The following is a 21,224-nucleotide window of genomic DNA, read 5'->3' on the forward strand; positions in this document are numbered from 1 at the left end:
ATTAGCGCCCCGGGTGCGGCTCAGTCCTCGTGGTCGTGATCATGGGCTTCCAGCGCCGCCACGAAGCCTGCCTCCTGGCCGGCGATGATCAGTCGCTTCATCTCCGCCACCGCCTCCTTGAGGCCCACGAAGAGGGCCCGGGCGATGATCGCATGGCCGATATTGAGCTCATGCAGGCCGGGAATGGCGGCGATCGCCTCCACGTTGTGGTAGTGCAGGCCATGACCGGCATTGACGATCAACCCCAGCTCGCCGGCCAGCTCGGCGGCGGCGGCGATCCGCGCATGCTCCTGGCGTGCCGCCTCACCGCTGGCCTCGGCATAGGCGCCGGTATGCAGCTCGATCACCGGGGCGCCGGCCTTGACGGCGGCCTCGATCTGGCTCGGCTCCGGGTCGACGAACAGCGACACCTCGCAGCCCACGGCGGCCAGGCGGGTACAGGCCGCGGCGATCGCCGCGAAGCCACCCACCACGTCCAGGCCCCCCTCGGTGGTCAGCTCCTCGCGCTTCTCCGGCACCAGGCAGACATGCGCCGGACGGACCTCCTCGGCCAGGGCCAGCATCTCCTCGGTGACCGCCATCTCCAGGTTCATGCGGGTATTGAGCACCTCGGCCAGCAGGCGCACGTCGCGCTCCTGGATATGCCGGCGATCCTCGCGCAGGTGCACGGTGATGCCGTCGGCGCCGGCCTCCTCGGCCAGCAGCGCCGCCTGCACCGGGTCCGGATAGCGGGTGCCACGGGCCTGACGCAGGGTGGCGATATGATCGATATTGACGCCGAGCAGAATGCGGGGGGGGTGCATAAGGGTCTCCAGGAACAGGGGAATTCAAGGCACAAGAGTAAAGGGAGAGGATACAGGCTGGAAGCCAGCAGACTAGGGCCAACGGGCAAGAGGAGCGAGCGATTTCGCCGGGGCGCCGACGGGTAGCGAGCCGGGTAGCGCAAAATCGACAGGGATGTCGAGTTAGGGCCGGCAACAGGGAGGTTGTTCCGGCCCGTGCGCGTCACCCGGCTCGCGAAGCGTCGGGGTTTCGTACCGGCGCCGAGCGAGCTCCCTTGCCCGGAGGCCGGTCCGACGCCGGGCAACGCCTGGTGCTAGCTGCCGGCGATGGTCATATCGTCGATCAGCCAGCTGCCGGTATGGATGCTGCCACGGGTATCGATATCCGCACCGACGCCGGCCAGGTTGGCGAACATCTGCCCCAGGTTGCCGGCGATGGTGAACTCCTCCACCGGGTACTGGATCTCGCCGTTCTCCACCCAGAAGCCCGCCGCGCCCCGGGAGTAGTCCCCGGTCACGCCATTGACCCCCTGCCCCATCAGCTCGGTGACCAGGACGCCGCGGCCCATCCGCTGGAGCAACGCCTCGCGGCTGGCCAGGGGCGCCTGGAGGCGCACGTTGCGGGCGCCGCCGGCGTTGCCGGTGGTCTCCATGCCCAGCCGCCGGGCGCTGTAGGCGGAGAGCATATAGCTGGCCAGGCGCCCCCCCTCGATAAAGGTGTTGTCGCGGGTATAGACGCCGTCGTTATCGAAGGGCGCACTGGCCATGGCGCCCCGCTCCAGGGGCCGCTCCACCAGCGTGAACCACTCCGGGAAGAGCGGCTCGCCGAGGCGGTCGCAGAGGAAGGAGGCCTGGCGATAGAGGGCTCCGCCGGCGATGGCGCCGAGGAAGTGGCCCACCAGGCCGGCGGCCTGGGTGGGGTCGAAGAGCACCGGGAAGCGCCCGGTGGCGGGCCGCCGGGCCCCCAGCCGACGCAGGGTACGCTCGGCGGCGCTGGCCCCCACGTCCTCGGGGGAGCGCAGCAGCCGAGGGTCGCGCACGCTGCTGTAGTCGTAGTCCCGCTGCATGCCCTGGGCATCCTCGGCGATCAGCATGCAGGAGAGCGAATGACGGCTGCCCCGCTGGCTGCCCAGGAAGCCGTGGCTGTTGCCATAGACCCGCACCCCCTCACCACTGGAGAGGCTGGCGCCATCGGAGTTACCGATGCCCTCGACGCCACGACCGGCGGCCTCGCAGGCCAGGGCCAGGTCGATGGCAGCATCGGTGCTCAACGCCCAGGGATGGTGCACGTCCAGGTCCGGCAGTTCGCGAGCCATCAGTTCCGCCGGGGCCAGGCCGGCGGCCGGGTCCTCGCCGGTGTGGCGAGCGATGGCCAGGGCCTTCTCCACCGCCGCGCTCACCGACGCCTCGCCGGTGTCCGAGGAGGAGGCGCTGCCCTTGCGGCTTCCCACATAGACGGTAACCGCGAAACCCTGGTCCCGGGAGAGTTCGACGCTCTCCACCTCGCCCAGGCGCACGCTGACGCCGATCCCCTGATCGACGCTGGCGCCCACCTCGCAGGCGTCGGCGCCGAGCGTCTTGGCCTGGGCCAGGGCGGCCGCTACCCGCGACTCCAGCAAGGCCTGCTGGGCGGCGGCATCGAAAGCCTGTGTCATCTGATTCTCCCTCTGATCATTCTGTATGGATGCTACGCGCACCGGCCGGGCTGGTATACTCTGCCCTACACTCCGATGCTGATGGTAATGGCATGTCCTTCGATTCCCCCGCCGACCAAGACGGTTGGCAGAGCAAGACCCAACGCAAGCAGGAGATGCACGCCCTGCAGGCCCTGGGCGAAAAGATCATCGCCCTCTCCGATGCCCAGCGCGCCAAGCTGCCGCTCTCCGACGACATGCTCGCCGCCGTGGAAGAGACCGGGCGCATCCGCGCCCGGGAGGCGCGCCGCCGCCATATGCAGTACGTCGGCAAGCTGATGCGCAAGGAAGACACCGCGGCGATCCAGGCCGCCTTCGATGAATTCGAGCAGGAGAAGCTGCGCCGCGACCACGCCTTCCATCGCCTGGAACGCTGGCGGGATCGCCTGATCGAGGAGGGCGACGAGGCGGTGGCGGCCTTCCTCGTCGATTTCCCCGATGCCGACCGCCAGGCGCTGCGCCAGCTGATCCGCAATGCCCAGCGCGAGCGGGACGCCGACAAGCCCCCGGCCAGTTCCCGCAAACTCTTCAAGCTGATCCGCGATACCGCCGGGCTCTAAAGCCGAAAGCGTGAAGCCGGAAGCTGGAAGTTACCGAAACCCGCCAGATCATGGCGCTTTCTTCCAGCTTCCAGCCGCAAAGCGGCGCTCTTCCCGCCTCAGGCGTTATGACTGAGTGCCGCCCACGGTCAGCTCGTCCAACTTCAGGGTCGGCTGGCCGACCCCCACCGGTACCCCCTGCCCCTCCTTGCCACAGACGCCGACCCCGGTATCGAGTTCCAGGTCGTGGCCGATCATCGACACCCGGCCCATGGCCTCGGGGCCGTTGCCGATCAGGGTCGCGCCCTTGACCGGGGCGGTGATGCGCCCGTCCTCGATCAGGTAGGCCTCGCTGGCGGAGAAGACGAACTTGCCGGAGGTGATGTCCACCTGGCCGCCGCCGAAGCTCACCGCATAGATGCCGCGTTTGACGCTCCTGAGGATGTCGGCGGGGTCATCCTGGCCCGCCAGCATGTAGGTGTTGGTCATGCGCGGCATGGGCATATGGGCATAGGACTCGCGGCGCGCATTGCCGGTGGGCGCCATGCCCATCAGGCGCGCGTTGAGCTTGTCCTGCATATAACCGGTGAGGATGCCGTCCTCGATCAGCGGGGTGTACTGCCCCGGGGTCCCCTCGTCATCGATGCTCAGGGAGCCGCGACGATCGGCCAGGGTGGCATCGTCCACCACCGTGACCCCCGGGGCGGCGACTCGTTGGCCGAGGCGCCCGGCGAAGGCGGAACTGCCCTTGCGGTTGAAATCGCCCTCGAGGCCATGGCCCACCGCCTCGTGGAGCAGGATCCCCGGCCAGCCCGGGCCCAGCACCACCGGCAACTGGCCGGCCGGCGCATCCACCGCCTCCAGGTTGACCAGCGCCTGACGCACCGCCTCCTTGGCGTAGCGCTCGGCCACGCCCTCGTCGCGCAGCCGTGCCATGGAGTAACGACCGCCGCCGCCGGCACTGCCCCGCTCGCGGCGGCCGTTGCGGATGGCGATCACGCTGACATTGAAGCGCACCAGGGGACGCAGGTCCGCCGCCAGGGTGCCGTCGCTGGCACGCACCAGCACCACCTCGTAGAGGCCGGTGAGGGAGGCACTGACCTGGCTCACCGCCGGATCCGCGGCCCGAGCGATGCGATCGGCTTCCTTGAGCAGGGCGATCTTCTCCTCGGCGGAGAGGCCGGAGAGCGGGTCCTCGGCGCCATATCGGGTCGACTGGGGCCGCGCCGCCACCGCCTGGGGCGAGAGTCGCGCCCCGCTACGGGCAATCCCCGAGGCGGTGCTGCCGGTCTCGGCCAGGGCCTCGGCGGTGATCTGGTTGGAGTAGGCGAAGCCGGTCTTCTCGCCGGCCATGGCCCGCACCCCCACGCCGCCGTCGATGTTGTAGCCGGCCTCCTTGACCTCGCCGTCCTCCAGCACCCAGCTCTCGTGCCAGCTGCGCTGCAGGTAGAGGTCGGCGAAATCGATCCCCGCCCCCAGAGCCTGACCGAGGCCGGACTCCAGGGCATCGAGGCCAAGGCCCGTCGGCGCCAGCAAGGTAGCGACGGCGGTGTCCAGGGCCCGATCCGCGACGGGCACGCTAGTCGGTTGATTCATTCGGCGTCTTCCAGTGTGATCTGCGGCGAGGTCCAGGGACCCCGCACGCGATAGTGAATTCGGGTCACCCGATCGATGGCACGACCAAAGAGGCGATGGGCGATATAGAGGGCGCCACCCACCACCGGGGCACCGGCAACCACCGCGGCCAGCGGCAGGTTCTGACTCAAGGGTACCGTAACTGCCAGGCGCTGATCGAGCTCCCGTCGCGCCAGATCCACCTGGCCATCGAGGCTGAAGGAGGTGGCCGGGCCGCGCACCGCCACCGGCCCCTGGGTCTCGAGGATGCCGCCATAGAGGGTGGCCACCCCCTCCACGCTATCGAAGGCGGTGCCGCGACGGGTCACGTCGGTGAAGTCCAGCTGCAGGCGGCGCAGCAGGTTATCGAAGTTGAGCAGGCCGATCAGCTTGGCAGAGGGGGAGTCGATATAGCGGAAGCGGCCATCCGCCAGGCTCACCTCCAGGCTGCCCCGGGAGCGCTCCAGGGCGAACTGCCAGGGGGCCCCGGGCCAGGCCAGCTGGGCGTCGACCCGGGTCCGGGCGTTGCGGATCGCCACCGGTTGGGCCAGGCGCTCCAGGGCCGTGCCCAGATCGCCCCCGGTCAAGGCCAGGCGGCTACGGGTCAGGCTGGCCGCCGGCCCCGCCGACTCCCAGATCAGCTCGCCACTGGCCTCGACCTCCCCCAGCACCAGCGCCAGGGGCGCGATCCGCACCCCCTCCGAGGTGCTCCGCCACTCGGCACTCAGGGGGCCGAAGTGCTGCCCCTGGCGCACCAGGCGCGCCACCTCGAGGCGCCCCGCCGGCAGCTGCCGCGCCCAGTCGGCCAGGGGCTCCGGTTCCGGCGGCACCGCCACCTCGTCGAACAGGGCCACGGTCTCGGCAGGCGTCGGCATCAGGGCATCTAGGTCCAGGCGCGCCAGGTCGAGCTCCAGGGCCTGGGGGCGCTCGGGGCGATAGCCGGCCTGGCCCTCCAGCAGGCTGCCGTCCAGGTCGAGACGCCACCCGGTCGCCTCGGGCATCACCCGGGCCCGCAGCGAGCCCAGGCAACGCTCCTCCAGCAGCAGGCAGTCGGTGGCCAGGTCCAGGGTTAGCTCGGGGACCTCACCCGCCCCGCCCTCGCCGAGCAAGGGCGCCAGGGCCGCCGCCCAGGGGGCCGGGTCGAGCCGCGCCGGCCGCCAGCTGACCTCAAGCCCGGGGCGCACCGGCCAGGTGGGCGACTCGGGCCAGCGCTCCAGCCACAGCTGGCCCTGGGCCCCCTGGGCGCTCTGCTCCCGCCAGCGCAAGCGTGCCAGCCCCTCCAGCTCGGCATCGAGTCGCCCGCTCTCGGTATCCAGCGTCAGCCACAGCGGACGAGGCTCCCCGGCCGGCTTGGCGAAGGGCGCCGGCAGGTCGAGGGCCAGCCCCTCGAGGGAGCTGTCCAGGCGTAGCCGAGCCCCGGCCTCGGCCAGGGTCAGGCGTCCGCGATAGGGAAGGCGCCCGACGATCCAGCCGCCGTCGGTGGGTAGTTCCGCCCAGGCCAGCAGCCGCGACGCCTCGGCCTGTCCCTCGATATCGATCCGCTCGCCCGCCAGGGTCGCGGCGACCGGGCCGCCGAGTGCCCGCCCGTCGAGACGCCCCTCGAGCACTCCCGCGCCATCACCATAGCGAAAGGCCAGGGGCCCGGTGACCGTGGCCAGATCCAGCCCCAGGGGGCGATAGTGAGCCAGCGGTACCTCGAGGGTCGTCTCGACGGCCAGGTCGAGGGCCTCGGGGTCGCTGAGCGGCAGGCCCAGCGCCAGCCGCCCCTCGAGGCGCCCGGGCTCGGGCCAGGCCCAGTCGTCCAGGGCCTCGAGCCCCTCCAGGGGAGTGGCCTTCAGGTAGTTCACCAGGTCGCCGGTACCGCCCTCGAGGGTTCCGCTAACGGCAAGCGCGCCCTCGGGACTCAGGGTCACCCGCCCCTCACCGACGCGCAAGCCGCCGACGCGGGCGCGCTCGACCTCGGCCTCCAGGGCCAGATCGGTGAGGGTCAGGCGGCCCTCCACCTCCTCCAGGGCCGGCCAGCCGGGCAGGTAGGGCAAGCGCCCATCGCGAATCTCCAGGTCCAGGTCCAGGCGCATGTCCTCCGGCTGCACCCCGTCGAAGAGCGGCTGGTGCAGCGCCAGCCGCCCGCGGGTCACCTGGCCGGCGACGCCGCCGGCGAGCCAGTCGCCGAGCTCGTCGCCGAAGATCCCCATGGGCAGCCAGTCCACCAGGGGCGTGCTGCGCGCATCCACCTCCTGGAAATCCAGCGCCAACCCCATGATCCCGGGTCGACCGTCGCCGAGTACCAGGCCGAAGCCGCCACTCACCCGGGCGTCGCGCCAGCGCGCCTCGAGATCACGCCCACTGACCCGCGTCAGGCCATCGGCGTAGGTCCAGGCCACCACCCCGGAGGTGGCATCCAGGGCCATGGGGCCGGTAAACAGCTGAGGAAAGTGCAGGGTAGTATCACCGACGCCGACGAAGCGCACCTCGCCGGCCAGGTCGCGGGCCTCGACCCAGGCATCCAGGGGGCCGCCCCCGGGGGCCCCCTCCCAGGGTGACACCGCCACCTCACGCAGGGCGCCCCGGGCCAGCCAGTGTCCATCGCGGAAACCGAAGGCGAAGCCCTCCACCCAGCCCTGGGGATCCAGGGTGTCGAGTAGGCGGACCAGCCCCTCGGGCAGCGGTAGCCGCTCGCTCCAGTCGGCCAGGGCCGGCAGTTCGAAACCATTGGTGGTCACCCACCAGCCGCCGCCATCGCCGCGCAGGCGCCAGTGGCTGGGCAGCGCCGGCCCCTGGGCCACCCCCTCGGCATCGGCGCTGGCGGCCAGGTTGAGCCAGGCGTTCCAGGCCTCACCGTCGCGTCGCCACTGCCCCTCGGCGCGGATATCCGCCAGCGCCAGGCTGGCCTGGTCATGACCGACCGCCAACTCCGGCACGTCCAGGGCCAGGCGCACGTCCTCCAGGGCCCCCTGGTGCCAGCGCCCCCAGAGGGTCGCCTGCCCCGCCGCCCGCTCCAGACGCAGGGGCTCGTCGCCGCCCAGCAGCCGCGCCAGCTCCACCAGGCTGGAGAGCTCCATCTCGGCCTGCATGGCCGCATTGAAGTCGGCCAGGCCGCGGCGCCCCGGCAGCACCTCCGCCACCACTTCCAGGGCGGTCTGCTCCTGGCCTTCCACATGGGCCCAGCCCTCCAGGTGCAGGCGTCGATCGTCGCCGGTCATCAGCAGGCTGGGCGCCTCCAGGGTCACCCGATGCTCCCGACCGTGCAGCACCAGGCGTACCTGGCGGGCGTCCAGGCGCTGGCGCAGCAGCAGGCCGACCCAGGCATCCAGACGCGCCAGGTCGAAGTCGGGGGTCTCGTCGAAAGGCAGTTCGGCGGGACGCGGCCAGTGCCAGTTGCGCCCCTCGTCCTGGTAGAGGTGCAGGGTCAGGCCCTGCACCCTGGCCCCCTCCACCACCGGGATGCCGGCACGCAGGGAGGCCAGGGTGTCCAGGCGCAGGCGCGCCTGGTGGAGTTCCAGCAGGGGGCGCTCCTCGAGGGTCAGGCGCAGGTCGCGCAGGGCCAGGGCGGGATCGAGCCCATGCAGGCTCGCCTCGATCTCGCCGATCCGGGTGTCGGCCCGGGTGCGCTCGGCGACCAGCCGCTCCAGGGGCTCACGCAGCGCCGTCGCCTGGCTGGCCGCCAGGCGCCAGCCCAGCAGCAACAGCGCCAGGCACACCAGGACCAGGGCCAGCAGGGTCAGCCCCCAGCGCCCGGCGATCCGCCACCCACTCATGCCTGCCCCTCGCTCATCGGCCTCGCCTCCGTCGCCGCCACCTCCGGGCCTTCCTGGCCGGACGGGCTATGCTCTCACATCAGCACGATATCGTACTGCTCCTGGGAGTAGTGGCTCTCCACCTGGAAGCGGATGGTCTTGCCGATAAAGGCCTCCAGGTCCGCCACCGCCGCCGACTCTTCGTCGAGCAGGCGATCCACCACCGCCTGGGAAGCCAGCACCGTATAGGTCTCCGGCGCATAGGCACGCTCCTCGCGGAGGATCTCGCGGAAGATCTCGTAACAGACGGTCTCCGGGGTCTTCAGGGTGCCGCGCCCCCCACACGTCGGACAGGCCTCGCAGAGGGTCTGCTCCAGGCTCTCCCGGGTGCGCTTGCGGGTCAGCTGCACCAGGCCCAGCTCGGTGACCCCGGTGCACTTGGTCTTGGCGTGATCTCGCTCGAGGGCCTTCTCCAGCACCCGCAGCACCTGGCGTTGGTGCTCGGCATCCTCCATATCGATGAAATCGATGATGATGATACCGCCCAGGTTGCGCAGCCGCAGCTGACGGGCGATGGCGGTGGCCGCCTCCAGGTTGGTCTTGAAGATGGTCTCCTCGAGGTTGCGATGGCCCACATAGCCGCCGGTGTTGACGTCGATGGTGGTCATCGCCTCGGTGGGGTCGATCACCAGGTAACCGCCGGACTTGAGCTGCACCTTGCGCCCCAGGGCCTTGTGGATCTCGTCCTCGACGCTGTAGAGGTCGAAGATGGGCCGCTCGCCGGGGTAGTACTCGAGTCGCTCCACCGCGTCGGGCATGAACTCCTCGGCGAACTCCCGGAGCTTGACGTAGTTCTCCCGGGAGTCGATGCGCACCTTCTCGATCTCGTCACGCATCTGGTCACGCAGGGTGCGGATGAACAGCGGCAGGTCGTCGTAGAGGACGCTGGGCACGCCGGCGGTCACCTTGCGCTCGCTGACCCGGCGCCATAGCCGCAGCAGGAAGTGCATGTCGGAGAAGAGCTCCTCCCGGGTCACCCCCTCGGCGGCGGTACGGATAATGAAACCGCCCTCCACCTCCAGCTCCTGTTCCGCCTGACAGGCCTCCACCAGCTGGCGCAGGCGCTCCCGCTCGCCCTCGTCCTCGATGCGCTGGGAAACGCCGTTGTGGGGGGCATCCGGCATATAGACCAGGTAGCGGGAGGGTACCGAGAGATGGGTAGTGAGCCGCGCCCCCTTGGTGCCGATGGGGTCCTTGGTGACCTGCACCACCAGCGACTGGCCCTCGTGGAGTAGCTGGCTGATGGTGGCCTGCTCCGCGGCGGGGGTATGAGCCGCCATCACCTCGTGAGCATGGATAAAGGCGGCCCGCTCCAGGCCGATATCGACGAAGGCCGCCTGCATGCCCGGCAGCACCCTGACCACCTTGCCCTTGTAGATATTGCCGACGATGCCCCGCCGCCGGGAGCGTTCGATAAAGGCTTCCTGAAGCACGCCGTTCTCGACCACCGCTACGCGGGTCTCCATGGGCGTCAGGTTGATCAGTACTTCACCACTCATGCGGGATTCCTTGTCATTGGCATGTCGGCATTATGCCATAGGGGGCAAGCCCCCCGACCACAGAGGGAGGCCCTGGCGACGCAGCAGCTCGGCACTCTCATGCAGCGGCAGCCCCACCACGGCGGAATAGCTGCCCTCCAGGCGAGTCACGAAGATCGACGCCAGCCCCTGGACGGCATACCCCCCGGCCTTGTCGCCGGGCTCGCCGCTGGCCCAGTAGACCTCGGCTTCGGCGTTCGAGATCTCGCGCATCCATACGCGGGTGGTCACCGCGGCCTCCAGCAGGCCCGCCGGGCCAGTCACCGCCACGGCGGTGATCACCCGGTGCTCGCCACCGGACAGCGCCGCCAGCATGGCCAGGCCATCCGCCTTGTCCCGGGGCTTGCCGAGAATCCGCTCGCCCAGCACCACCACGGTATCGGCCCCCAGCGCCACCTGCCCGGGGGCGACCTCGGCGGCCAGGGCCTTCTCCCGGGCCAGGCGAGTCACGTAGGCGAGCGGGGCCTCGTCCGGATGGGGCGTTTCGTCGATATGCACCGGGCGCACCAGCGGCTCGACACCGATGGTGGCCAGCAGCTCGCGGCGCCGCGGCGAGGCCGAGGCCAGGATCAGGGACAGGCTCATGGGGGACTCCGACTCAGCCGAGGGCGAAGCGTCGCCGCAGCGCCTGGAGCATGGTGAAGAGCCAGGGCCACAGCAGGGCGCCGATCAGCGACGATAGCAGGAAAGCGAGATGAATGGAGAAGGGGCCGAACAGGGTGGTGAGCCACTGACGCACCAGTTGCACCAGCCCCAGTAGCACGAAGATCAGGATCGCCTGCTGCACCAGGGAGTAGGCGCGCATGCGCTGGTAGACCAGGGCGCAGAGGAAGGCCAGCAGCGAGAAGACCAGGGCATTCTGCCCCAGCGGTGCCCCCTCGATCAGGTCCAGCAGCAGGCCCAGCACGAAGCCGTGCAGCACCCCCACCCGGTGGGGCGCCGCGATGCACCAGTAGACCAGCATCAGGCCCAGCCAGTCGGGGCGCCAGATCAGCCAGCCATCGGGCAGCGGCATCACCTGCAGGCACAGGGCCAGCAGCAGGCTGATCCAGACCAGTAACAGACCTCGGACTCCCAGGGCACCCATCAGCGTTGCAGCTCCTGTGGCGGTTCGACGACGGTAAAGGATTCGTCCCACAGCGCCTCGCCGGGCCGCGGCTCCGGCGGCGCTGGGGGAAACAGCAGCAGGAAGTGACGCGAGCGCTGCAGCTGGGCCGCGGGTTCGGCGATGACCCGGGCGAAGGGCTCGCCGGGATCGTGCTCCACCGAGACCACCCGCCCCACCGGATAGCCCTGGGGGAAACGCCCCGCCAGCCCCGAGGTGAGCAGCCGGTCGCCGACGCGGATATCGGCGGTGTCCGGCACATGCATCACGCTCAGGCGATCGTAGTGGCCGGTCCCCTGGACCACGAAACGCAGGCCGTTGCGGGTCACCTGGACCGGCAGGGCATGGCTGGCGTCATTGATCATCAGCACCCGACTGGAGTAGGCGGAGACCGCCGTGACCTGGCCCACCAGCCCCGAGGCATCCATCACCGGCTGGCCCACATAGGCGCCGTCGCGACGACCGCGGTCGATCACCATCTGATGGGTGAAGGGATCGGAATCCAGGGAGAGCAGCTCGGCGGTGATATAGGCCATCTCATCGCGCCGCGCCGCCTGCAGCAGCTCGCGCAGGCGCACGTTCTCGGCGGTCAGGTGGGCCATCTGCTGGGCACGCTGGGACAGGGTCAGCAACTGCTCGCGCAGGCGCCGATTCTCTTCCACCAGGGCACGCTGGTCGGAGAGCGCCAGGGCACCCCAGGTGAGCACGTCGCTGGGCAGGCTGACCATCCACTGGATGGGCGCCACCACGGTGGTCAACTGGGCGCGCACCTCGTCCATGCGCGTGAAACGGTGTTCCGCGAACATCAGGCCGAAGGCGGCTATCGCACACAGCAACATGCGATAGCCGGGCACCGCACCGTGCGAGAACAACGGTTTGATAGGCGTTCTCCCCGAAGTCAGCCCGGCCCGCAAATCAGTCGCTGGAAAGCAGCTCGAAGGTGTGCTGGTCGATCATCTCCAGCGCCTTGCCGCCACCCCGGGCCACGCAGGTCAGCGGGTCCTCGGCGACGATCACCGGCAGGCCGGTCTCTTCCGAAATCAGCTTGTCCAGGTCACGCAACAGGGCGCCACCGCCGGTCAGCACCAGGCCGCGCTCGGCGATATCCGAGGCCAGTTCCGGGGGGGACTGCTCCAGGGCGCTCTTCACCGCGGTGACGATGGAGGAGAGGGTCTCCTGGAGGGCCTCGAGGATCTCGTGGGAGTTGAGGGTAAAGCTGCGCGGAATGCCCTCGGCCAGGTTACGGCCGCGCACGTCGATCTCGCGCAGCTCACCGCCGGGGTAGGCGCAACCGATCTCCTGCTTGATGCGCTCGGCGGTGGCCTCGCCGATCAGGCTGCCGTAGTGACGCCGCACATAGGCGATGATCGCCTCGTCGAAGCGGTCGCCGCCGACACGGATCGACTCGGAGTAGACCACGCCGTTCAGCGAGATGATGGCGATCTCGCTGGTGCCGCCACCGATATCCACCACCATGGAGCCCTGGGCCTCCTCCACCGGCAGGCCGGCACCGATGGCCGCCGCCATGGGCTCCTCGATCAGGAAGACTTCCCGGGCCCCGGCGCCCTCGGCGGACTCCTTGATGGCGCGACGCTCCACCTGGGTCGACATGCAGGGCACGCAGACCAGCACCCGCGGGCTGGGAGTCAGGAAGGTGCTCTGATGCACCTTGCGAATAAAGTGCTGGAGCATCTGTTCGGTCACGGTGAAGTCGGCGATCACGCCATCCTTCATCGGCCGGATAGCGGTGATATTCCCCGGAGTGCGGCCCAGCATGCGCTTGGCGTCCGAGCCCACCGCAGCGACGCTGCGCATGTTGCCGGACTGGCGAATGGCCACCACCGACGGTTCGTCCAGCACGATGCCCCGCCCACGGACATAGATCAGCGTATTGGCCGTTCCCAGGTCGATGGACAGATCGCTGGAGAACAACCCCCTTAAACGTTTAAACATGAAAGTCTTTCACCTAGTGCAGACCGGAACCGGAACCCTGTGCGGACGCAAACGGTATCATCGCCACCCGGAAGCGGCAAGCGACAACGCCTGCCAGCACGGCGAAGATATGGTACCTTTTGGCGTTATTTTCCCCATACCGGCGGGCGGCGCCTCGAGGCAGCCTGTCGGTCGTTGTTCATCCTGTTAAGGAATTCCGATCATGGCGCTTGAACAGACCCATGTGCGGCGCGCGGCGCATCTGGCTCGCCTGGCACTGGATGACGCGGACGCCGACCGCTACCTGGACGACCTGAGCAATATCCTGGCGATGGTCGACCAGCTCCAGGGCATCGACACCACCGGAGTCGCCCCCCTGGCCCACCCCCTGGACGCCACCCAGCGGCTGCGCGCCGATGAGGTCACCGAGGCCGATCAGCGCGAGACCTTCCAGCGCTGCGCCCCGGCGGTGGAGAACGGCCTCTACCTGGTGCCCCGCGTGGTCGAGTGATCGCGCCCGACGTTACCCTGTCCCGACCCGGAGACACCCATCCGATGCATGACAAGACCCTCCGCGAACTGGCCGCCTCCCTGGAGGCCGGCGAGTTCTCAAGCCGCGAGCTGACCCAGACGCTGCTCGGGCGCATCGATCGCCTCGATGGCGAGCTCAACAGCTTTATCAGCATCACCGCCGAGCAGGCGCTGGCCGCCGCCGATGCCGCCGATGCCGCCCGCGCCAAGGGGAAGGCGGGACCGCTCACCGGCCTGCCCCTGGCGCTGAAGGACATCTTCTGTACCCGGGGCGTCAAGACCTCCTGCGGCTCGAAGATGCTCGATAACTTCGAGGCCCCCTACGACGCCACCCTGGTGGAGAAGCTCCAGGCCGCCGGCACCGTGAGCCTCGGCAAGACCAACATGGACGAGTTCGCCATGGGCTCGTCGAATGAGAACAGCTTCTACGGCCCGGTGAAGAACCCCTGGGACCTCGCCGCCGTGCCCGGCGGCTCCTCCGGCGGCAGCGCCGCCGCGGTGGCCGCGGGCCTGGTGCCGGCGGCGCTGGGCACCGATACCGGCGGCTCGATCCGCCAGCCGGCGGCCTTCTGCGGCATCACCGGCCTGAAGCCTACCTATGGCCGGGTCTCTCGCTACGGCATGATCGCCTACGCCTCGAGCCTCGACCAGGCCGGCCCCATGGCCCGCACCGCGGAGGACTGCGCCCTGCTGCTGGGCGCCATCGCCGGTCACGACGTGCGCGACTCCACCAGCGTGGCCCGCGGCGTGCCGGACTACACCGCTACCCTCAACGACTCCCTGTCGGGGCTGAAGATCGGCCTGCCCAGGGAGTACTTCGGCGAGGGCCTCGACCCGGCGGTGGCCGAAGCGGTCCAGGCGGCCATCCGGGTCTACGAGTCCCTGGGCGCCACGGTGCGCGAGGTGAGCCTGCCCCACACTCACCTGGCGATCCCCGCCTACTACGTCATCGCCCCGGCGGAGGCCTCCTCCAACCTGTCGCGCTTCGACGGCGTGCGCTTCGGCCACCGCTGCGACGACCCCAAGGACCTGATCGACCTCTACAAGCGCTCCCGGGCCGAGGGCTTCGGCGAGGAGGTCAAGCGGCGCATCCTGATCGGCACCCACACCCTCTCCGAGGGCTTCTTCGACGCCTACTACACCAAGGCCCAGCAGGTGCGCCGGCTGATCCGTCAGGACTTCCTCGACGCCTTCGAGGAAGTCGACGTGCTGATGGGCCCGGCCTCCCCCACCCCGGCCTTCGACCTGGGCGCCAACAAGGACCCGGTCTCCATGTACCTGCAGGACATCTACACCATCGCCATCAACCTGGCGGGCATCCCCGGCATCAGCGTACCGGCGGGCTTCGTCGGCAAACGCCCCGTCGGCCTGCAGATCCTCGGCAGCCACTTCGCCGAGGCCCAGCTGCTCAACGTGGCCCACCAGTTCCAGCAGGCCAGCGACTGGCACCTGCGCCGCCCCGATTTCGCCAAGGAGACCGCATGATGGAATGGGAGACCGTGATCGGCCTGGAGGTCCACGTTCAGCTGGCCACCAAGTCGAAGATCTTCTCCGGTGCCTCCACCGCCTTCGGCGCCGAGCCCAACACCCAGGCCTGCGCCGTGGATCTGGGCCTGCCCGGGGTGCTGCCGGTATTGAACGAGCAGGCGGTGGCCATGGCGGTGCAGTTCGGCCTGGCGATCCATGCCGAGATCCCCGAGGTCTCGGTGTTCGATCGCAAGAACTACTTCTATCCGGACCTGCCCAAGGGCTACCAGACCAGCCAGATGTACCACCCCATCGTCGGCGCCGGCGAGGTGGAGATCACTCTCGACGATGGCAGCGCCAAGCGCATCCGGGTGCATCACGCCCACCTGGAGGAGGACGCCGGCAAGTCGCTCCACGAGGACTTCCACGGCATGACCGGCATCGACCTCAATCGGGCCGGCACGCCGCTGCTGGAGATCGTCTCCGAGCCGGATATGCGCTCGGCGAAAGAGGCGGCGGCTTATCTGAAAGCCATTCACTCCATCGTCACCTATCTCGGCATCAGTGACGGCAATATGGCCGAGGGCTCGATGCGTTGCGACGTCAACGTCTCGGTGCGTCCCAAGGGCCAGGCGGAGTTCGGCACCCGCGCCGAGATCAAGAACGTCAACTCCTTCCGCTTCGTGGAGCGAGCCATCGCCTTTGAAGTGGAGCGCCAGATCGAGCTGATCGAGGATGGCGGCCGGGTGGTCCAGGAGACCCGCCTCTACGACCCGGAGCGGGACGAGACCCGTGGCATGCGCACCAAGGAAGAGGCCAACGACTACCGTTACTTCCCCTGCCCGGACCTGCTGCCGGTGGTGCTCGACCAGGCCTACGTCGATCACCTGCGCGACAACCTGCCGGAGCTGCCCGACGAGAAACGGGCACGCTTCCAGGAAGCGCTCGGCCTCTCCGCCTACGATGCCGGGGTGCTCTCGGCGAGTCGCGCCATGGCCGACTACTTCGAGGCGGTCAAGGACGCCTGCGGTGACGCCAAGCAGGCCGCCAACTGGGTGATGGGTGAGCTTTCCGGCGCCTTGAACCGGGAAGGCCTGGTCATCGAGGACAGCCCGGTCTCCGCCGCCCAGCTGGGCCGGCTGATCGCCCGGGTGCTCGACGACACCATCAACGGCAAGGCCGCCAAGCAGGTCTTCCAGGCCCTGTGGAACGGCGAAGGCGGGGGCGATGCAAATGCCGCCGATGCCATTATCGAGGCCAAGGGCCTCAAGCAGGTCACCGACAGCGGCGCCATCGAGGCGATGATCGACCAGGTCATCGCCGACAGTCCCGCCCAGGTGGCCCAGTATCGCGACGCCGAGCCGGACAAGCGCGGCAAGATGATCGGCTACTTCGTCGGCCAGGTGATGAAGGCTTCCCGGGGCACCGCCAACCCCCAGCAGGTCAACGCCCTGCTCAAGGAAAAGCTCGACGCCCTGTGCTGAGCAGCGGAGGCGGGCCGCCACGGCCCGCCCCTTCGATTTCAGAGGACGACCCATGGCAGACGATGTCGGCGCGCGACTGCGCGCCCTGCGCAACCTCAGGGGCATCTCCCAGCGCGAGCTGGCCAAGCGCTGCGGGGTCACCCACTCCAGCCTGTCGCTGATCGAGCAAGGCAAGGTGAGCCCCTCGGTCAGCTCCCTGAAGAAGATCCTCGACGCCATTCCCATCGGCGTCGGCGACTTCTTCACCATGGACCTGGAGAGCCGCGACCAGGTCTTCTACTCCGCCGACGAGCTGGCCGACATGGGCAGCGGTGAGGTGGTCTTCAAGCTGGTGGGCGCCAACCGCGAGGCCCGGGCGCTCTCCTTCATGATCGAGACCTACCCACCGGGCACCGATACCGGCCGCGAGATGATCGCCCACCAGGGCGAGGAAGCCGGGGTAGTGCTGGAGGGCGAGATCGAGATCACGGTGGGCGCCGAGACCCGGGTACTGGGTCCCGGCGAGGCCTACTACTTCGATACCAATGTGCCCCACCGCTTCCGCAACGCCGGCAAGAGCGCCTGCCGCCTGGTCAGCTGCTGCACCCCCGCCAAGGCGTTCTAGCCTCTCTCCCCGCCCCGGCGCCGCCGGGGCGCCCGCCTCGTGCCGAATATTGACCGCGACATCGGGTCGCTCCATGCTTTCAGGAAGCCCGGGCGCATAAATCGGGCAAAAGACGCAGACACGAACTCGAGGGGTTCTCTCTCGGCTGACGCCGAGACATCGATGACTCCCCCAAGAGGTACTCTTATGCACACCCGATGGCTATTGATCTCACTCCCCCTGCTGTTGACGCCTCTACTGGCCCACGCCCAGGACGAGGCGTCCCAGCCACCCAATGAAGTGATCGTCGAAGAGAGCGAACCCGCCGCCATCAACCCGGCCGTCGAGACCCTGGAGGGCCACCTGGCGAATGACACCATGCCCGAGGCGGCCGGCTTCGGCCTGGAGACCGCCCACGAGGCGGTCAGCCAGGGCGGCGTGGACGGCCAGGCCGTGTCCACCAGCGCCAGCGATGGCCGTAGCGGCAGCGGCGCCGCCCATGCCGGGGGTAGCGCCAGGGGCCATGCCGGCGGTGGTGCCGGCGGTGGTGGTGCCGGCGGCGGCGGCGGTGGTGCCGGCGGCGGCGGCGGTGGTGCCGGCGGCGGTGGTGCCGGCGGCGGTGGTGCCGGCGGTGGTGGTGCCGGCGGTGGTGGTGCCGGCGGTGGCGGTGGTGCCGGCGGCCGCAACTAAGCCGCCCAGCACAGCACGAGTGCCCGCCACCCCAGGGTAGCGGGCATTTTATTCGCTTATCCCCCGGTCGCTTTGACAGCCACCGAAGAAGCTGGAATCATATTTGTGAAAACTATTTCCACAAAAGGATTCCGAACATGCCCATCGTCAATATCCAGCTGATCGAAGGCCGCAGCGCCGCCCAGAAGGAGGCGCTGATCGAGAAGGTCACCGAGGCCTGCGTGGCGTCCATCGACTGCACCCCGGAGAGCGTGCGCATCCTGCTCTCCGATGTCGCCACCCAGCACTTCGGCGTGGCCGGGGAGTCGGTGGCCAAGCGCCGCGCCGCCAAGGAGACCAGCGGCGCCTCGTAGGTCGGATAAGCGAGCCTATGGCGAGCTCATCCGACGCCCTGTCACGAGGATCCCCCCACTTCGGGCCCGGCATTGACCGGGCCCGAGGCGTTTCAGTGGATCACCACGCCACAAAAAAGCCGGCCCCGTAGAGGCCGGCAAACCGATAGCGGCAGACACCCGCCGATCAGTGCATCGCTCGCTTTTTCATCGCCCTCGAGAGCGGGCGGGACGCCTAGCCCTCCAGCGACATCCACACGGTCTTGAGTTCGGTGTACTCCGCCAGGCTATGGTGTGACTTGTCGCGGCCGTTGCCGGACTGCTTGACGCCACCGAAGGGCACCGTCTGATCGCCCCCCGCCCAGTTGTTGACGAAGACCTGACCGGAGTGGAGCTTGCGCGAGACCCGCATGATGCGGTCGATGTCCTGACTCCACAGCCCCGCGGCCAGGCCGTAGTCGCTGTCGTTGGCCATGGCCACGGCCTCCTCCTCGCTGTCGAAGCCGAACACCGAGAGCACCGGGCCGAAGATCTCCTCGCGACCGATGGTCATGGCCGGGGTGACGCCGTCGAAGACGGTGGGCGGGATAAAGTAGCCGGCCCCGTCGAGGGCCTGGCCGCCGGTGCGCAGCGTCGCGCCCTCCTCGGTGCCCTTGGCGATATAGTCGAGCACCCGGCGATACTGGGTCTCGTCGACCATGGCGCCCATAAAACTCGCGGGATCCAGCGGGTCGCCGGGCTGCATAGCCTGGGCGGCCTCCACCACCTTGTCGACGAAGGCCTCGCGGATCGCGTTCTCCACCAGCAGCCGGGAGCCGGCGATGCACACCTCGCCCTGGTTATGGAAGATCGCCGCGGCGGCGTGCTGGGCCACCCGGTCCAGGTCCTTGCAGTCGGCGAAGACCAGGTTGGGGGACTTGCCGCCGCATTCCAGGTAGACCCGCTTGAGGTTGGACTGACCGGCGTACTGCATCAGCTGCTTGCCCACCTGGGTGGAGCCGGTGAAGGCCAGGCAGTCGACCTGCATGGAGAGCGCCAGGGCCTTGCCCACGGTGTGACCATAGCCCGGCAGCACCTGGAAGACGCCCCGCGGCAGGCCCGCTTCCTTGGCCAACTGGGCCAGGCGCAGCGCCGACAGCGGCGACTTCTCCGAGGGCTTCAGGATCACGCAGTTGCCGGCGGCCAGCGCCGGGGCGATCTTCCAGGCGGTCATCATCAGCGGGAAGTTCCAGGGCACGATGGAGGCCACCACGCCCAGGGGCTCGCGCAGCACCAGGCCCAGGCTGTCGTCGCCGGTGGGGGCCACCTCGCCGTAGACCTTGTCGATGGATTCCGCCTGGTGGCGGATGCTGCCGATGGCGCCGACCATGTCGCCCAGCGAGCTGGAGACCGGCTTGCCCATGTCCAGGGTATCGAGCAGCGCCAGTTCGTCCTTGTGGGCCTCCATCAGCTCGGCGAGGCGCAGCAGCACCCGCTTGCGCTTGGCCGGGGCCAGCCGCGCCCAGTCGCCCCGGGCATGGGCGGCCCGGGCCGCGGCCACGGCGCGCTCGGCATCGGCGGCGTCGCAGCTGGCGATATGCGCCAGGGTCTCGCCGGTGGCCGGGTTGAGGGTGGCCAGGGTCTCGCCGCTCACCGCCTCGACGAAGGCGTCGTCGATAAAGGCGCGGGTCTCCAGGCGCGGGATCAGGGTATCGGCCAGGGCCTGCCAGTCGGCACGGCTCTGGGGGCGTTGGCTTGCGGTCATGCGGTCTCCTCCGGCTGGGGGGTCCGGGCCAGGCGCGCCGCGGTGGCGTCCAGGGCCAGGCGCGCCTTGCTCACCAGCTCATCGATTTCGGCGTGGCTGATCACCAGGGGCGGTGAAATGATCATGGTATCACCCACCGAGCGCATCACCAGGCCACCCTCGAAGCAGAGATCACGGCACAGGTTGCCGGCACCCAGGGCCTTGTCGAAGCGCTCGCCGGTGGCCGGGTCGATCAGTTCCAGGGCACCCATCAGGCCCAGGGAGCGGGCCTGGCCGACCAGCGGATGCTCGGCCAGTTCGCTCCAGCGCTTGGCCAGGTAGGGGCCGAGGTCGTCACGCACCCGCTCCACCACCCCTTCGGCCTCCATCAGCTCCAGGTTCTTCAACGCCACGGCGGCGCAGGTGGGATGGCCGGAGTAGGTAAAGCCGTGGAAGAACTCGCCGCCCTCCTCGATCAGGGTCTCGGCGACCCGCTCCGCCACCAGGACCCCGCCGATCGGCAGGTAGCCGGAGGAGAGGCCCTTGGCGATGGGCATCAGGTCGGGCTTGAGGTCGTAGTGAACGCTGCCGAACCACTCGCCGAGCCGCCCGAAGCCGCAGATCACCTCGTCGGCCACCAGCAGGATGTCGTACTTGGCCAGCACCGCCTTGACCGCCGGCCAGTAGCTCTCCGGGGGCATGATGGCACCGCCGGCGCCCTGCACCGGCTCGGCGATAAAGGCACCGACGTTCTCCTCGCCGAGCTCGAGGATCTTCGCCTCCAGGGCCGCGGCGCACTCGCGGCCGAAGGCCTCGGGGCTCTGATCGCGCCCCTCGCCGAACCAGTAGGGCTGGCGGATATGGGCGATGTTCGGCACGCAGGGACCGCCCTGGCCATGCATGGCGTCCATGCCACCGAGGCTCATGCCGGCCAGGGTGGAGCCGTGGTAGCCGTTCTCGCGACCGATGATCCACTGCTTCTCCGGCTTCCCCTTGAGGGCCCAGTAGCGGCGGACCATGCGCAGCACGGTGTCGTTGGCCTCGGAGCCGGAGCCGGTGAAGAAGACATGGCTGATATGCTCCGGCGCCAGCTGCACCAGCTTCTCGGCCAGCTTCACCGCCGGCGGATGGGTGGTCTTGAAGAAGTTGTTGTAGTAGGGCAGCTGGGTCAGCTGGGTGGTGGCCGCCTCCACCAGCTCCTGGCGGCCATAGCCCAGGTTGACGCACCACAGGCCGGCCATGCCGTCGAGGATGCGGTTGCCCTCGCTGTCATGGATATAGACGCCCTCGGCGCGCTCGATGATACGGCTGCCCTCCTCCCCCAGCGCCTTGAAGTCGGTGAAGGGGTGCAGGTGGTAGGCGCGATCCAGGGCCTGATAGTCACGAGTGCTCATTGGCAATGTCTCCGCTGGG

18 protein-coding genes are annotated in these 21,224 nt (G+C 69.2%); 7 read left to right on the forward strand and 11 right to left on the reverse strand.

Going from position 1 to position 21,224, the window contains the following annotated elements:
• Positions 1 to 20: 20 nt before the first annotated feature.
• Positions 21 to 803 carry a pyridoxine 5'-phosphate synthase gene (gene pdxJ / locus IHD13_RS00555; protein ID WP_195859080.1) on the reverse strand — a complete coding sequence of 261 codons (783 nt, stop codon included), beginning with the start codon at positions 801 to 803 and terminating at the stop codon, positions 21 to 23.
• Positions 804 to 1,096: 293 nt separating this feature from the next.
• Positions 1,097 to 2,437: a metalloprotease PmbA gene (gene pmbA / locus IHD13_RS00560; protein WP_195859081.1), complete on the reverse strand. Its 1,341-nt coding sequence runs from the start codon at positions 2,435 to 2,437 to the stop codon at positions 1,097 to 1,099.
• Positions 2,438 to 2,529: 92 nt separating this feature from the next.
• Between pmbA and yjgA the strand changes: the two genes are divergently transcribed.
• Positions 2,530 to 3,036, forward strand: a complete 507-nt coding sequence (gene yjgA, locus IHD13_RS00565; RefSeq protein ID WP_195859082.1) for a ribosome biogenesis factor YjgA — start codon at positions 2,530 to 2,532, stop codon at positions 3,034 to 3,036.
• A gap of 105 nt (positions 3,037 to 3,141) precedes the next feature.
• Here yjgA and tldD read toward each other — a convergent pair whose 3' ends face one another.
• The 7 genes from tldD to IHD13_RS00600 all read right to left on the reverse strand — a co-directional run bounded on the left by tldD (position 3,142) and on the right by IHD13_RS00600 (position 13,022).
• Positions 3,142 to 4,611 (reverse strand): metalloprotease TldD, encoded by a 1,470-nt coding sequence (tldD, locus tag IHD13_RS00570; RefSeq protein ID WP_195859083.1) that lies wholly within the window; start codon positions 4,609 to 4,611, stop codon positions 3,142 to 3,144.
• On the reverse strand, positions 4,608 to 8,387 hold the full coding sequence (locus tag IHD13_RS18370) for a YhdP family phospholipid transporter (RefSeq protein ID WP_195859084.1): 3,780 nt from the start codon (positions 8,385 to 8,387) through the stop codon (positions 4,608 to 4,610). The genes tldD and IHD13_RS18370 overlap by 4 nt, the downstream gene beginning before the upstream one ends.
• Before the next feature lie 74 nt (positions 8,388 to 8,461).
• A complete protein-coding gene (rng, locus tag IHD13_RS00580) occupies positions 8,462 to 9,925 on the reverse strand; it encodes a ribonuclease G (RefSeq protein WP_195859085.1) in 1,464 nt (487 codons plus the stop codon).
• A gap of 30 nt (positions 9,926 to 9,955) precedes the next feature.
• Positions 9,956 to 10,549, reverse strand: coding sequence for a Maf family protein (locus IHD13_RS00585; RefSeq protein WP_195859086.1), 594 nt, complete (start codon positions 10,547 to 10,549; stop codon positions 9,956 to 9,958).
• Positions 10,550 to 10,562: 13 nt separating this feature from the next.
• Positions 10,563 to 11,051 (reverse strand): rod shape-determining protein MreD, encoded by a 489-nt coding sequence (mreD, locus tag IHD13_RS00590; RefSeq protein WP_195859087.1) that lies wholly within the window; start codon positions 11,049 to 11,051, stop codon positions 10,563 to 10,565.
• Positions 11,051 to 11,908, reverse strand: coding sequence for a rod shape-determining protein MreC (gene mreC / locus IHD13_RS00595; RefSeq protein ID WP_195859088.1), 858 nt, complete (start codon positions 11,906 to 11,908; stop codon positions 11,051 to 11,053). The genes mreD and mreC overlap by 1 nt, the downstream gene beginning before the upstream one ends.
• A gap of 76 nt (positions 11,909 to 11,984) precedes the next feature.
• A complete protein-coding gene (locus tag IHD13_RS00600) occupies positions 11,985 to 13,022 on the reverse strand; it encodes a rod shape-determining protein (protein ID WP_195859089.1) in 1,038 nt (345 codons plus the stop codon).
• Positions 13,023 to 13,224: 202 nt separating this feature from the next.
• On the opposite strand from IHD13_RS00600, the gene gatC reads away from it, so the two are divergent.
• The 6 genes from gatC (at position 13,225) to IHD13_RS00630 (ending at position 18,109) form a co-directional block, all read left to right on the forward strand.
• Positions 13,225 to 13,512 (forward strand): Asp-tRNA(Asn)/Glu-tRNA(Gln) amidotransferase subunit GatC, encoded by a 288-nt coding sequence (gene gatC, locus IHD13_RS00605; protein ID WP_195859090.1) that lies wholly within the window; start codon positions 13,225 to 13,227, stop codon positions 13,510 to 13,512.
• Positions 13,513 to 13,556: 44 nt separating this feature from the next.
• Positions 13,557 to 15,017 carry an Asp-tRNA(Asn)/Glu-tRNA(Gln) amidotransferase subunit GatA gene (gene gatA, locus IHD13_RS00610; RefSeq protein ID WP_195859091.1) on the forward strand — a complete coding sequence of 487 codons (1,461 nt, stop codon included), beginning with the start codon at positions 13,557 to 13,559 and terminating at the stop codon, positions 15,015 to 15,017.
• Positions 15,017 to 16,483 carry an Asp-tRNA(Asn)/Glu-tRNA(Gln) amidotransferase subunit GatB gene (gene gatB / locus IHD13_RS00615; protein WP_195859145.1) on the forward strand — a complete coding sequence of 489 codons (1,467 nt, stop codon included), beginning with the start codon at positions 15,017 to 15,019 and terminating at the stop codon, positions 16,481 to 16,483. Before gatA ends, gatB begins: the two co-directional genes overlap by 1 nt.
• A gap of 52 nt (positions 16,484 to 16,535) precedes the next feature.
• Entirely contained in the window at positions 16,536 to 17,087 is a 552-nt protein-coding gene (locus IHD13_RS00620) for a cupin domain-containing protein (RefSeq protein ID WP_195859092.1), read from the forward strand.
• 186 nt (positions 17,088 to 17,273) lie between these two features.
• Positions 17,274 to 17,756, forward strand: a complete 483-nt coding sequence (locus IHD13_RS00625; protein ID WP_195859093.1) for a hypothetical protein — start codon at positions 17,274 to 17,276, stop codon at positions 17,754 to 17,756.
• Positions 17,757 to 17,857: 101 nt separating this feature from the next.
• Entirely contained in the window at positions 17,858 to 18,109 is a 252-nt protein-coding gene (locus IHD13_RS00630; protein WP_326838295.1) for a tautomerase family protein, read from the forward strand.
• Positions 18,110 to 18,323: 214 nt separating this feature from the next.
• On the opposite strand, the gene IHD13_RS00635 is transcribed toward IHD13_RS00630, so the two are convergent.
• Together IHD13_RS00635 and IHD13_RS00640 are read right to left on the reverse strand one after the other, a co-directional pair.
• Positions 18,324 to 19,832 (reverse strand): aldehyde dehydrogenase, encoded by a 1,509-nt coding sequence (locus IHD13_RS00635; RefSeq protein ID WP_195859095.1) that lies wholly within the window; start codon positions 19,830 to 19,832, stop codon positions 18,324 to 18,326.
• Positions 19,829 to 21,205 carry an aspartate aminotransferase family protein gene (locus IHD13_RS00640; protein ID WP_195859096.1) on the reverse strand — a complete coding sequence of 459 codons (1,377 nt, stop codon included), beginning with the start codon at positions 21,203 to 21,205 and terminating at the stop codon, positions 19,829 to 19,831. The genes IHD13_RS00635 and IHD13_RS00640 overlap by 4 nt, the downstream gene beginning before the upstream one ends.
• Positions 21,206 to 21,224 lie beyond the last annotated feature (19 nt).

The organism is Halomonas sp. 328 (assembly GCF_015645095.1).
Taxonomy (GTDB): domain Bacteria; phylum Pseudomonadota; class Gammaproteobacteria; order Pseudomonadales; family Halomonadaceae; genus Bisbaumannia.